Here is a 12,278-nt window from a genome sequence, read left to right on the forward strand (position 1 = left end):
AAAAATAATGGAACAACTGAGCCACTTTGGTGAGGCCTGGGTAAAAGCCTGGAATGCCCATGACCTGGAAGAGATATTATCGCACTATGACGACAATATCGTTTTTTATTCCCCGGTGATCAAAAGAATCAATAATGATCCCTCCGGAACGATCCGGGGCAAAGAAAACCTGCGAGCCTACTTCAGCAAGGCCCTGGTAGCTTATCCTGATTTACATTTTGAATTGTATCATATCCTCGAAGGGATACAGTCGGTAGTACTGTTTTATAAGAGCATTAACGACAAGTTATCAGCGGAAATGATGATATTGAATGAAAAGGGGTTAGTGTGTGAAGTAAGGGCACATTACAAATAATGCTACTACCTGTTGGAGTATCTTGTTCAGGGATTGATACCACTGGACAAGATATCTCTTTATACCATATTAAGGCCTGCGTCTGGGACCTCCACCCTGCCCCATCCTGTTCATTCGTTGGGTATTGAGGTGGTTGATCATAATGCTCCGGAATTCTCTTTCACTTTTAAACACCATGCCTGCTTTTCTACCGGGCAGTACGCGTTGAAATTCGTTGTTGTAGCGGGAACGGATGTCGAGCATTCTTTTTTCGTAATTCAGCTCCTTGTCCATATTTTTCCGGGCCAGCTCATCGGCATTATCCGCGGTCAGTTTATCCAGTTCTTTTTTGTCCCGGCGTTCGGCTATCAATTGCTCTACTTCGTGGGTATAATTGTTATATATCGGCAGAAACTTTTGGGCTTCTTCCGGTGTGAGTTCCAGTTTTTTGGTCAGGTATTGTATCTGTATAGCCTTTATTTTCTCCGTAGCATCCTCTGCCGGAGGTTGTTGGGCGCTACTAACGTGGGTACCCGTGAGTAGCACAAACATTACAATCCATATAAAGCTAAAGCGTTTCATCATTTCTTATCAGGTAACACTTCCTTGGATAAATCTGTTTGTAGCAGGTATTTTTCGATGGCATCCAGCGGAACGTCTTCACTCAGTTGACTTTGAACCGGGGAAACTTCCTGGGCAGCTGAAGATGCGAATACTGCATCGTTATCAAAGGAATCAGTGTGGGTTTGCAGGTATTGAACGATATCCTGGTCGTTAAGATCTTCCAGTTGTTTTTCAATAGAGGTATTGTGATAGCTATTATTCACAATAAACAGGATGGCGCTGCTGCCTATAAAAGCGGTGAGGCAGGCGGCCACTGTCCATTTCATCCATGTGCTCACCTTATTTTTATGAACAACGCGGATGGGTGAAACAACGGGAATATGACGACCTGGTTGCAGGGATGCAAAGTAGTCATCCGGAACGGAAAGGGTATCTTTTCTGGGTATAGCGGCCAGGAAAGGTGAAAGTGTTTCCAGTTCTGTTTGTACCGGATTAATATTTTCTTCGGCTTTGATCCGTTGCAGGATAGTAGCTGGCAATGCGTCAAAATAGCCAATGGGGATATCCTGGGGTGTGGGCATGATAGAACGGAGTTCTTCCAACTGAATCTGCGTCATAATAGCGGCCGGGAGCAGTTCAAAGTAACCGGCTGGAACCGTAAAAGGGGTCTTTGCCGGCCAGTTGACGCCTGGCGCTATTTGCATTAATTCATTTTGTATGTTGGTTAGCTTGTTCATATCCTGTTTGTTAGACAGTGAAGGGATCTAATAGTTTAATGTGATTTTAATCTTTTAATAAAATTCTTTAAAAATCACTTAAAATAGATATTTGTATGATTATATATCAGGCATTTCTGATAAATTCCTCTATTTTTTTTACCGCGTGGTGGTAAGAGGCCTTCAGGGCTCCTTCCGACGTTTCCAGCACTTTACTCATTTCTTCATAAGGCATTTCATCGTAATAGCGGAGGTTGAACACCAGTCTTTGTTTATCTGGCAAACTCAGAATGGCCCGTTGCAGTTTCCATTCCAGCTTATTGGGATCGAACTGGGGGTCGGCTTTGAGTTTGTTGCTTAAGCCGGTTTCCACTTCCGACAGGGAAACAGATGCCTTACGTTTCTGCTGTTCCAGGAAAGTTAAACTTTCGTTGGTGGCAATTTTATACAGCCAGGTATACAATTGTGCATCTTCCCGGAAGTTTTCCAGATTTTTCCACACTTTAATGAACACGTTTTGCAACACATCGTTTGCATCGTCGTGATCCAGCACCATTCTGCGAATGTGCCAGTATAGCCTTTCCTGGTACTTCTGGATAATGAGCGTAAACCCTTTTTCCCTGGTATCCTGGGTGCGGTATAATGCCAGTAATGTTTTATCGTCCTGTGAAACGGCCATAGGTTAAATGGATCTTAACAGGTTTTAATTAGATGAATATAAATAAAAACCCTCTCATAAGACGAACTGATTAAGCGAAAGTTTAATGAAGAACAGCGTGCCGGGAGCCTGGGGGGCGATCATATTTTGATCGTAGTGTTGGAAGTGGGTTACAGGATATGGCTATAACGGGAAAAGGTCCCGCTCAGCGGGACCTCTTCTCAGTTATTTTAAATGATGTTATTTTTTCTTTCTCTGCATAGCTTTCTCTGCTGCAGCTACGATATGATCCGGATCCAGGCCATACTTTTTCAGGAGATCCAGTGGTTTACCACTTTCACCGAAGGTATCGTTGGTACCTACGTATTCGATAGGTACAGGAATGTGACGGGAGGCCACCTGGGCAATGCTGTCGCCCAGTCCGCCGAGTACGTTGTGTTCCTCTGCTGTAACCGCGCAACCGGTTTTAGTGAGGGAAGCGATAACAGCGGCTTCGTCGAGTGGTTTGATGGTGTGGATATTGATAATTTCCACGCTATATCCTTTTTCTTCCAGGATTTTGCCAGCTTCGATGGCCAGCCATACCATATGGCCACAGGCGAACAGCGTTACGTCTGTACCTTCATGGAGGATCTGGGCTTTACCTACCTCGAATTTTTGATCTTCTGCGGTGAAATTAGGCCATTTCGGGCGACCGAAGCGGAGGTATACCGGACCTTCATAGTCGGCGATAGCGATAGTAGCAGCTTTGGTTTGGTTGAAATCGCAGGGAACGATAACAGTCATACCAGGCAGCATTTTCATCATGCCGATATCTTCGAGGATCTGGTGAGTGGCGCCATCTTCACCCAGGGTAAGACCTGCGTGGGAGGCACATATTTTTACATTTTTGTTGGAGTAAGCAACAGATTGACGGATCTGGTCATATACCCTGCCGGTGGAGAAGTTGGCAAATGTAGTTGTATAAGGTATTTTACCACCAATAGTTAAGCCGGCAGCAATACCAATCATATTAGCTTCAGCAATACCTACCTGTACAAAGCGATCAGGAAATTCTTTTACGAATGCATTCAGTTTCATAGAACCGAGCAAATCGGCTGTCAGTGCTACTACGTTGGGATTTTTGCGGCCTGCTTCCAGTATTCCCTCGCCAAACCCACCACGGGTTTCTTTTTCATTTAGTGGTTGAATATCTTTTACCATTGTGGTCTTTTTAAAATTGAAGTCTAAAAGTAAACATTAAAAAGTGATGATCCTAGTTGCTCAACACTTTATTGCGGAGACTCACTTCCCACTGCCAGGCAGTGCGCATGCTGTCTTCTATACCTATTTTAGGTTCCCATTGCAGTTTCTCTTTAGCCTTGCTGTTGTTGGCATAAATAGAAATCACATCTCCTTCGCGGCGGGGACCTGTTGTATAGTTCAGTTTAATACCGGATATTTTTTCAAAGGCTTTGATAGCTTCCAGTACGGTAACGCCGTTGCCGGTACCCAGGTTAAACACTTCACAGTTGCTGGTATTACGGTGTGCAATCAGGTATTGCAGTGCTTTTGTATGCGCGTTGGCAATATCCATTACGTGGATATAGTCACGTACACAGGAACCATCGCGGGTATCATAATCGGTACCAAAAACGGTCATCTTAGGAATTTTCCCGATGGCGGTTTGGGTGATCACCGGTACCAGGTTATCGGGTTTACCCAGGGGTAATTCACCGATGAGGGCAGACGGGTGGGCGCCTACCGGGTTAAAGTAACGAAGCAGTATAGACTGGGTGTCGTTTACACGGCTATAGTCTTCAATCATCTGTTCTCCCATTTGTTTGGTGCGGGCATAGGGTGATTGCGCTTCTCCCAGCGGCGTTTCTTCTACTACCGGGAGGGCTTTGGTGTTGCCATAAACCGAGCAGGAAGAAGAAAATACCAGGTTAGGTATGTTGTATTCTTTTACACACTTCAGCACATTGATGAGTGAAGTGAGGTTGTTCTGAAAATACATCAGGGGCTCGTTAACAGATTCACCCACTGCTTTCAGGGCTGCAAAATGGATAACGCCAACGATATCCCTGTTTTCATGAAATACCGCATTGGTATCTTCCAGGTTACAAAGGTCAACTTTGTAGTTGCGTACCTTTTTTCCAGTAATTTTTTCTATACCATCCAATAGTTGGGTGGAGCTTCTGATGTTGCTGTCAACAGACACGACATCAAATCCATTATTGATCAGATCTACAATAGTATGTGCGCCAATATAGCCACAACCACCCGTAACAAGAACCTTCATGATATTTCAGATTTACTTTTAGTTGATATTTCAGAACATTTTTTGTTTGAGTACGGTTTCGAGATAAGCTCCGTAGCCGCTTTTCAGCAAAGGTTTGGCCAGCTCTTTCAGCTGATCTGCATTGATAAATCCTTTGCGGTAGGCAATTTCTTCGATACAGGCTATTTTAATGCCTTGTCTTTGTTCAATTACCTGTACAAACTGGGAAGCCTGCATCAGGGAATCGAAAGTACCAGTATCCAGCCAGGCGGTTCCGCGGGGTAAGATAGAAACTTTTAATTTTCCACGGCGTAAATATTCTTTATTTACATCAGTAATTTCATATTCGCCCCTGGCGCTGGGTTCCAGGTTTTTGGCAATTTCTACTACTGAATTATCGTAGAAATAAAGGCCAGGCACTGCGTAATTGGATTTGGGCTGTGCTGGTTTTTCTTCAATAGATAGTACGGTCATATCATCGCCAAATTCTACCACACCATATCTTTCAGGATCAGATACCTGGTAGGCATATACGATTCCGCCGTCGGGAGAGGCGTTATTCGCCAATTGGGTACCTAGTCCGGCTCCGTAGAAGATATTATCGCCAAGGACCAATGCTACGCTGTCGTTACCAATGAAGGATTCTCCGATAACAAAGGCCTGTGCCAGGCCATTGGGATTAGGTTGTTCCGCATAGCTCAGGTTTAGCCCCAGTTGGTGGCCATTCCCAAAAAGACGTTGAAAGGAAGGAAGGTCATGTGGTGTAGATATGATCAGGACATCTTTAATGCCCGCCAGCATCAGGGTCGACAGTGGGTAATAGATCATGGGTTTATCGTACACCGGCATTATTTGCTTACTGATAGCGTAAGTAATGGGGTGTAACCGGGTGCCGGAGCCGCCGGCCAGGATAATTCCTTTCATTTCAAGATCATTTTTTGATGGTCAATAACTACGGTCTGCTTAAGAAAACCGCACAAAAATAGCGGCTCTCTTTCAAATGTCCAAAGAAAGACTGTAGCCATTAAAGCAAACGCCCCATGCGAGAGTTGAATATTCGCATGGGGCGTTTGCTTTGATGGCTTTTATGTTAAATAAACAAATTGACGATAAAGTACGTCACTGCGGCGAGGAGTCCACTGATCGGGATCGTTAATACCCAGGCCCAGAGGAGGGATACGGTCACCCCCCAACGAACGGCCGATAATCTTTTGGTAGCGCCTACCCCCATAATAGCACCCGTAATAACGTGGGTGGTACTGGCCGGGATACCCAGGTGTTCGGTGAGGAAAAGTGTAATAGCGCCAGAAGTTTCAGCAGCCACACCTTCCAGCGGAGTTACTTTGGTAATACGGGTACCCATTGTTTTTACAATTTTCCAGCCACCGCTCATGGTACCGAGGGCGATACAGGTAAAGCAGGATAAGGGTATCCAATCGGGCATTGACTTGATATTATCGATATAACCGGCAGAAACCATGGCGGCTGCAATGATGCCCATTACTTTCTGGGCATCGTTACTACCGTGACCAAGGCTCAATGCAGCGGAAGATGCCAGCTGCAGGCGTTTGAACCAGCTTTCTGCCCGGTATGGATTCGCTTTCCGGCACACATTCACGATAATGAGCGTAATCACGAAGGCTACGATCATACCAATTAAGGGGGCCAATACGATAAAATACACGGTAGGAAGCACTTTATGATAGTTGATCACTGCAAAGTTGCCACCTGAGGCGGTTAGCGCTGCTCCAATAAATCCCCCGATCAGGGTATGGGAAGAGCTGGAAGGAATACCCAGCCACCAGGTAAACAGGTTCCAGGTAATGGCTGCTACCAGTCCGCAAAGGATTACTTTAAGTGTAATAAACTGCTCAAATACAGAACTGGCCACAGAATTGGCCACTTTAAATTCTCCGATTACATATTTGGCAATAAAAAAAGCCGCAAAGTTGAAAACTGCGGCCCAGAGTACTGCCTGAAAAGGCGTCAGTACTTTGGTCGACACAATAGTGGCTATAGAGTTGGCGGCATCATGAAATCCATTGATATAGTCAAAGATGAAGGCCAATATGATGATAATTACTAATAAAGTCATGACATGGGTGCATTATGCGTTCAGAACAGTATTTCCCAAATCAGGAGTACTTGATAATAATGGTTTCTATAACATTGGCGCAGTCTTCACATTTGTCGGTTGCGATTTCCAGGGCCTGATAGATTTCACGCATTTTAATCAGTTCTGCCGCATTTTGCTCAGTATCGAATAAATCGGCGATGGCCATATCGTAAATATCGTCGGCATGGTTTTCCAGGCTGTTGATTTTTACGCAGGCATCCGTAATGATGCGCATGTTCTGCATATTACGTAATTCAGGTATTGCTTTGGCGAGTTCGAGTACTCCCAGGTGGATTAATTCAGCGAGTTTGCGGATGCTATCGTTGATATAGTGTACTTTGTAAAGGTCCATTCTTTTGGCGGAGCCGTGGATATAGTCTGCCACATCATCCATAGTAGCGGCCAGGTAGTGGATATCTTCCCGGTCGAAGGGAGTAATGAAGTTTTGGCCCAGTTCTACAAATATCCGGTGCGTATAGTCATCGTTTTTATGCTCCAGGCGCTCGATCAGATGTACTTTATCTTTTCTCACGGCCAGATCTGTAGTAGCTACCAGCTCATTGAGCACAGTTGCCATTTCTACCAGATTGGAAGCCACATCTTCAAACAGCGAATAAAATACCCGGTCTTTCGGCATGAATAGTTTAACAAAAGAATTGAAGCCTCCCATACGTTTGAGTTTAAAAATTTGCCGCAAAAATAGCTTTCAGAATCTATCCCGGCCAGTAAAAAACGGGAATTAATAATTCCTTAACACTGGATTAATATAAAAGTAATATAGCGATTTTTCCTTTGTATTGAAAATTATACTCATAATCAGGCTGCCTACAACCTGTACATACGACCTATTAAATGTCAGACAAACGTCCATTAGATATAGCCGTTATTTCCGATGTACATCTGGGAATTTACGGGTGTCACGCAAAAGAATTGATCCAATACCTGGATAGCATAGCGCCAAAAATTCTGATACTGAATGGGGATATTATCGATATCTGGCAGTTTAGCAAACGCTATTTTCCCAAAGCCCATACCAAGGTAATCCGAAAGATCCTCAAGATGATTGGCAAGGGTACAGAAGTGTACTACCTGACCGGCAACCACGATGAAGCATTGCGTAAGTACGCCGGCTTCGAACTGGGCAATTTCACCATCGATAATAAACTGGTGCTGGAAGTAGATGGCAAGAGACATTGGTTTTTTCATGGCGACGTGTACGATGTGACCATGAAAAATTCCAAATGGCTGGCTAAACTGGGAGGAAAAGGATACGATCTGCTCATTATCCTCAACCGCCTGGTTAATCATGTCCTGGAAAGCCTCGGGAGAGAAAAGATGTCTTTCTCCAAAAAAGTAAAACAAGGGGTAAAGTCAGCCGTAAAGTTTATTTCCGATTTTGAACAAACAGTGGCCGAAATAGCGGTGGATAAAGAGTTTGACGTAGTATGCTGCGGGCATATTCATCAGCCTCTGATCAAGGAAATGCAGGTGGGCGATAAAACGGTTACTTACCTGAATTCGGGCGACTGGGTAGAAAGTCTCACGTCACTTGAGTATATTAACCAGCAATGGACCCTGTACCAACATCCCATTACCAAAGCTCGTATTGTACTGGCAGAAGATGAAGACGACGCCAATCCCGACTGGGATATTCAGCGTATTATTACTTTCCCCGGCGCTTAAAAAAACGTTTTGCTGATTTCCGCTTTGAATTAATCATATTTATTATATTTAGTATATATTTATAATTAAATATAATTTTCACAAAATCATAACAAGCGCTTAATATTAAATTAAAGGTAGACTTCTAAGTTTGCCAGAGAAATAATTAAGTGTAACAATAGTGGACATTTAAAAAAGCAGAAAAACAGCTAGATGAAAGTATTGAAGTTGCATCCTTTAATGACTATCTCCCTATTGCAAATGCAAATCCAGCGTTTGCTCTTTTGTAATGTGGCCGTGTATGTGCGTAATTCGCTGGCAAACACTTTTGATACATTAAAAGAAGCAGGCTTTGAAGAGGAGATACTGGTGGAGTTTCCGATTGACGAAACGCTGAGTTTGCGTGAGTTTGAGGAAGAGGTGGAAGAGCGGTTCAATTTTTCACTGGAGTTGTGCAACAAAGACAATAAACCTTTTATGAATAAAAGCCAGCATTTATTCCAGCTGGCCTGTAATACGGAAAAAAGGGAAGAACGTAACTATCAACTGGATATTTCTCTGGACATGCTGATGAATAACAATCGCCAGTCACCACAACAAAACATGTGGTAACCTGTTTTTAGCTGTTAAACCCAAGGATATTTCCTGTTGGCCCCACTTTATTATATCCCACTGTTGAAATACTGATAACGGACAATGATTCCCTGATACTATTCAGCTATGTACACTATGGCATTGGCTGAAGGGCATTTGTGGAGGCAGCCCTGACCGAAAGACGTAGTACTTAATTAAAATAGATTTCATAAACTGAAGCCGAATACCGCCGGGATGTTTACCCCGGCGGCTTTATTATTACTTACCCAGTTTGGCCATATATTTTTCGGGCGCTTTTTCAAATATACCTTTACAGGTAGTGGAACAGAAGTGTACGGTATCTCCTTTATACACTGCAAATTCTTTATAGGCAGTATCATAAGGCATTTCGCACACCGGATCTGGCAGTTTGCCGTTTGCATCTGCGTTTAATTTCTCCTCCTTAGCGGTGGCGGGGCCGGCAGGCGTGGTGGTACTGCTTTCTGCTGGCTTACTTTGCTGGGCACAGGCAAACAGGAATAAGGCGCTACAGGCAATGAATATATATTTCATGACGATTATTTTTTTGCGAAGTTATAGATAAAAAATTACGGGTTTGCAGTGTTGACTGCAAACCCGCTATAAGTAAGATCAGGACACTGATTACCAGATGACTACGCGTTGTGCTTCCGGTAATACCATTTTATTGCCGGGAGCGCAACCCCAGGCTTCCTGGAATTCAGCCAGGTGAGGTAATGGTCCGTTGATGCGGAATCTTGCCGGAGAGTGCGGATCTGTCTGGATTTGGTTGCGGAGGGCAGCATCGGTAATATTACCATGCCAAACCTGCGCCCATCCCAGGAAGAAGCGTTGTTTCCAGGTAAAGCCATCAATTGGTTTAGGTTCCGCTTTACCTTCCAGCGATTTTGCCAGCGCGTGATAAGCCAGGGTTAAGCCACCCAGGTCGGCTACGTTTTCACCAATGGTTAAAGCACCGTTTACTTTGAATCCTGGTAAGGCTTCCAGGCCGCTGAAATAGTCGGTATAACGTTTGGTCAGCGCATCGAAGTTTTTGCGATCAGCAGCAGTCCACCAGTTTTTCAGGTTACCATCGGCATCAAATTGAGAACCCTGGTCATCGAAGCCGTGGGTAAATTCGTGGCCGATTACGGCAATGATACCACCGTAGTTGATAGCGTCATCGGCGTTTGGATTGTAGAACGGTGGCTGGAGAATACCAGCGGGGAATACGACCTCATTGTTTAATGGATTATAATAAGCATTCACTGTTTGTGGCGTCATGCTCCATTCTTTCTTGTCAACTGGTTTGCCGATCTTTTTAATATTGTCTTTGTGCTCAAAGAGGGCCGCTGATACTACGTTCTCCAGCAGTTTACCTTTATCGATATCGATAGAAGAGTAATCTTTCCATTTATCAGGATAGCCGATTTTGTAGGTGAAGGAAGCCAGTTTCTTATGTGCCATGATTTTGGTAGAATCGCCCATCCAGGTGAGTTTATCGATTCTTTCGCCATATACTTTACGTACATTTTCGATCATCTCAGATACTTTCTGTTTGCTGCTTTCCGGGAAGAATTTTTTAGCAAACAGTTTACCGAGCGGCATGCCCAGTTTGGCGTCTGTGATGCGGATAGCGCGTTCGGGGCGTGTTTTCTGTGCTTTTTTACCTGTCATCACGGTACCGAAGAAGTGGAAATTTTCGTTATCGAAAGCAGCAGGTAAGTAGGTGGCAAATTGTGTGAGTAATTGCCATTTGCTGTATGTTTTCAGCGTTTCCAGCGAGGTTGCTTTCAGCAGGCCACCGGCTTTGGTGAGGTATGCTTTGTTTTGGATAACGATGGTATCGGCTTTGATATCCTGTTTACCTGCGAAGTTATCCCAGTCAAATTCCGGGGCTAATGTTTTCAGCTCAGCAAAAGCGGCTCTGTTGTAGGTTTTCACCGGGTCGCGGAGTTCTACGTTAGAGAGCTGGATATTGGCCAGTTTAGTTTCGAAGTCGAGGATGGTTTTACCTGCGTTGGCTTCCGTGAAGCCGGCCAGTTTAAACATTTTATCGACGTGGCTGGCAAATTCGTTCCGTACATTTTTGGTAGCGGAGTCTTGTCTTTCGTAGTAGCTTTTTTCACCCAGGCTCAGGCCGCCCTGGCCCTGGTACAGCACATTCATTTTGCTGTCTTTGGCATCTGCATCAGCACCCAGTCCTACGAAAGAGGCTACGCCGATTTTTTGTAACTCACCGGTAACGGCGGCCCAATCGGCGAGGGATTTGATACCATTAATTTTATCGAGATAAGGTTGTAATGGTGTGATACCGCGTTTTTCTACGGTAGTGGTGTCGAGGAAAGAGGTGTAGAAATCTCCGATTTGCTGTTCTTCACTGCCTTTTTTCAGGTCAGTTTTGCTGGTAATGTCCGCAATAATTCCTTTGAGGCGAACTTCTTTATTTTCTTTATCGAGGATGTTGAATGCACCCCATCGACTTTCGGTGGATGGAATAGGATTATTTTTCTTCCAGTTTCCATTCACATAATTGTCGAAATCATCACAGGATTTGTAGGAGGTGTCAATGTCTGCCAGGTTAAAGGCGGGTACTTTGGTGGTATCAGCCTGGGCTGTTTCAGCCTGGTGCGAGGAACTGTTGGAATTGCAGGCTGCAAATGTAACCATGGCAGCCAACAACGGTAGTTTTACCGCATTGCTTTTCTTCATATATAAAACAGGTTTAGTATTTAAAGTTATGGAAAACGGGTCAAGTAGCCTCCAGGGTTTTTTATGAGCGGCAATCACTATGGTAGCGGGTTAAGGATCAAATCAAATAATCTCTGAATAATTAGGTAGGTTTGTGTTAGAAAATTGAGAAATTGATGACTTTCAGGTTTAAATTGTATAGAATAACGACTATACTCGCACTATTGATCTCCGCTTTTTTCGTGCTCTCGGCTGTACTGAGCCTTGCCATAGCAGGACCGAATATAAGCATCCTGTTACCTTTTGTTATGATATTGGCTTGCTTTATTCATAGTATTTTATCTATATATCTGCAACGTAGCCTGTCATCACCCAACCTTCCACTGAAAGAAAATACCCCCAGCGGTATCCGTATTATGGGCATATTGGGGCTGATATTTGCTTTTATGTTACTGATGTCGGGCTTTGTGGCGGTGACAATACCCGCGGAACAAATGAAAGACTTGTTGAAGCAATTGCCACCGGAGCAACAGGCCAGTATTCAATCGGACATGTTTAAACTGTTAGGGAAGATCTGTTTATTTGCCGGCGTGGTATTTATTCTGAACATTAACCTGTCTTTCAGGTTCCTTCGTCAATGGCAGGAACTGCACCAGGGAAAAGAGGAAGACAGAGAATAAAAT

General features: G+C 44.1%; 14 protein-coding genes. 4 read left to right on the plus strand and 10 right to left on the minus strand.

Translation table 11 applies throughout. The annotated features are described in order from the left end of the window. Positions 1–7: 7 nt before the first annotated feature. Positions 8–355 (plus strand): nuclear transport factor 2 family protein, encoded by a 348-nt coding sequence (locus HGH91_RS12535; protein ID WP_168738758.1) that lies wholly within the window; start codon positions 8–10, stop codon positions 353–355. A 69-nt stretch (positions 356–424) separates the two neighbouring features. On the opposite strand, the gene HGH91_RS12540 is transcribed toward HGH91_RS12535, so the two are convergent. The 8 genes from HGH91_RS12540 to HGH91_RS12575 form a co-directional block, all read right to left on the minus strand. Beyond that, on the minus strand, positions 425–919 hold the full coding sequence (locus tag HGH91_RS12540) for a hypothetical protein (RefSeq protein WP_168738759.1): 495 nt from the start codon (positions 917–919) through the stop codon (positions 425–427). Further along, on the minus strand, positions 916–1,635 hold the full coding sequence (locus HGH91_RS12545; RefSeq protein WP_168738760.1) for a hypothetical protein: 720 nt from the start codon (positions 1,633–1,635) through the stop codon (positions 916–918). The genes HGH91_RS12540 and HGH91_RS12545 overlap by 4 nt, the downstream gene beginning before the upstream one ends. Positions 1,636–1,741: 106 nt before the next feature. After that, the gene (locus tag HGH91_RS12550; protein ID WP_168738761.1) at positions 1,742–2,293 is read right to left on the minus strand and encodes an RNA polymerase sigma factor; all 552 of its coding nucleotides are present in this window, start codon (positions 2,291–2,293) and stop codon (positions 1,742–1,744) included. 219 nt (positions 2,294–2,512) lie between these two features. Then, positions 2,513–3,475 (minus strand): transketolase family protein, encoded by a 963-nt coding sequence (locus HGH91_RS12555; RefSeq protein WP_168738762.1) that lies wholly within the window; start codon positions 3,473–3,475, stop codon positions 2,513–2,515. Between the two features lie 52 nt (positions 3,476–3,527). Further along, a complete protein-coding gene (gene galE / locus HGH91_RS12560) occupies positions 3,528–4,556 on the minus strand; it encodes a UDP-glucose 4-epimerase GalE (protein WP_145663559.1) in 1,029 nt (342 codons plus the stop codon). Between the two features lie 30 nt (positions 4,557–4,586). Next, entirely contained in the window at positions 4,587–5,459 is an 873-nt protein-coding gene (gene rfbA, locus HGH91_RS12565) for a glucose-1-phosphate thymidylyltransferase RfbA (protein WP_168738763.1), read from the minus strand. A gap of 166 nt (positions 5,460–5,625) precedes the next feature. Further along, on the minus strand, positions 5,626–6,630 hold the full coding sequence (locus tag HGH91_RS12570) for an inorganic phosphate transporter (RefSeq protein WP_168738764.1): 1,005 nt from the start codon (positions 6,628–6,630) through the stop codon (positions 5,626–5,628). A 40-nt stretch (positions 6,631–6,670) separates the two neighbouring features. Next, entirely contained in the window at positions 6,671–7,321 is a 651-nt protein-coding gene (locus tag HGH91_RS12575; protein ID WP_145663566.1) for a DUF47 domain-containing protein, read from the minus strand. Positions 7,322–7,503: 182 nt separating this feature from the next. Between HGH91_RS12575 and HGH91_RS12580 the strand changes: the two genes are divergently transcribed. Then, a complete protein-coding gene (locus HGH91_RS12580) occupies positions 7,504–8,334 on the plus strand; it encodes a UDP-2,3-diacylglucosamine diphosphatase (protein WP_168738765.1) in 831 nt (276 codons plus the stop codon). Between the two features lie 192 nt (positions 8,335–8,526). After that, positions 8,527–8,925, plus strand: coding sequence for a hypothetical protein (locus HGH91_RS12585; RefSeq protein ID WP_145663572.1), 399 nt, complete (start codon positions 8,527–8,529; stop codon positions 8,923–8,925). 240 nt (positions 8,926–9,165) lie between these two features. Here HGH91_RS12585 and HGH91_RS12590 read toward each other — a convergent pair whose 3' ends face one another. Further along, the gene (locus tag HGH91_RS12590) at positions 9,166–9,459 is read right to left on the minus strand and encodes a YHS domain-containing protein (protein ID WP_168738766.1); all 294 of its coding nucleotides are present in this window, start codon (positions 9,457–9,459) and stop codon (positions 9,166–9,168) included. Positions 9,460–9,549: 90 nt separating this feature from the next. Beyond that, a complete protein-coding gene (locus tag HGH91_RS12595; RefSeq protein ID WP_168738767.1) occupies positions 9,550–11,616 on the minus strand; it encodes a M13 family metallopeptidase in 2,067 nt (688 codons plus the stop codon). Positions 11,617–11,903: 287 nt separating this feature from the next. Here HGH91_RS12595 and HGH91_RS12600 point away from each other — a divergent pair, with 287 nt between their 5' ends. Continuing rightward, the gene (locus tag HGH91_RS12600) at positions 11,904–12,275 is read left to right on the plus strand and encodes a hypothetical protein (RefSeq protein WP_168738768.1); all 372 of its coding nucleotides are present in this window, start codon (positions 11,904–11,906) and stop codon (positions 12,273–12,275) included. The last annotated feature ends 3 nt before the right edge of the window (positions 12,276–12,278 follow it).

The sequence above is a fragment of the Chitinophaga eiseniae genome (assembly GCF_012641265.1).
GTDB classification, from domain to species: Bacteria; Bacteroidota; Bacteroidia; order Chitinophagales; family Chitinophagaceae; genus Chitinophaga; species Chitinophaga eiseniae_A.

What these genes read in the sequence shown, in the direction of transcription:
- HGH91_RS12580 (WP_168738765.1), top strand. Translation starts at nt 7,504, where the DNA reads ATGTCAGACAAACGTCCATTAGATATAGCCGTTATTTCCGATGTACAT.
- HGH91_RS12540 (WP_168738759.1), bottom strand. Translation starts at nt 919, where the DNA reads ATGATGAAACGCTTTAGCTTTATATGGATTGTAATGTTTGTGCTACTC.
- HGH91_RS12585 (WP_145663572.1), top strand. Translation starts at nt 8,527, where the DNA reads ATGAAAGTATTGAAGTTGCATCCTTTAATGACTATCTCCCTATTGCAA.
- HGH91_RS12555 (WP_168738762.1), bottom strand. Translation starts at nt 3,475, where the DNA reads ATGGTAAAAGATATTCAACCACTAAATGAAAAAGAAACCCGTGGTGGG.
- HGH91_RS12595 (WP_168738767.1), bottom strand. Translation starts at nt 11,616, where the DNA reads ATGAAGAAAAGCAATGCGGTAAAACTACCGTTGTTGGCTGCCATGGTT.
- HGH91_RS12575 (WP_145663566.1), bottom strand. Translation starts at nt 7,321, where the DNA reads ATGGGAGGCTTCAATTCTTTTGTTAAACTATTCATGCCGAAAGACCGG.
- HGH91_RS12545 (WP_168738760.1), bottom strand. Translation starts at nt 1,635, where the DNA reads ATGAACAAGCTAACCAACATACAAAATGAATTAATGCAAATAGCGCCA.
- HGH91_RS12590 (WP_168738766.1), bottom strand. Translation starts at nt 9,459, where the DNA reads ATGAAATATATATTCATTGCCTGTAGCGCCTTATTCCTGTTTGCCTGT.
- galE (WP_145663559.1), bottom strand. Translation starts at nt 4,556, where the DNA reads ATGAAGGTTCTTGTTACGGGTGGTTGTGGCTATATTGGCGCACATACT.
- HGH91_RS12600 (WP_168738768.1), top strand. Translation starts at nt 11,904, where the DNA reads ATGATATTGGCTTGCTTTATTCATAGTATTTTATCTATATATCTGCAA.
- HGH91_RS12570 (WP_168738764.1), bottom strand. Translation starts at nt 6,630, where the DNA reads ATGACTTTATTAGTAATTATCATCATATTGGCCTTCATCTTTGACTAT.
- rfbA (WP_168738763.1), bottom strand. Translation starts at nt 5,459, where the DNA reads ATGAAAGGAATTATCCTGGCCGGCGGCTCCGGCACCCGGTTACACCCC.
- HGH91_RS12535 (WP_168738758.1), top strand. Translation starts at nt 8, where the DNA reads ATGGAACAACTGAGCCACTTTGGTGAGGCCTGGGTAAAAGCCTGGAAT.
- HGH91_RS12550 (WP_168738761.1), bottom strand. Translation starts at nt 2,293, where the DNA reads ATGGCCGTTTCACAGGACGATAAAACATTACTGGCATTATACCGCACC.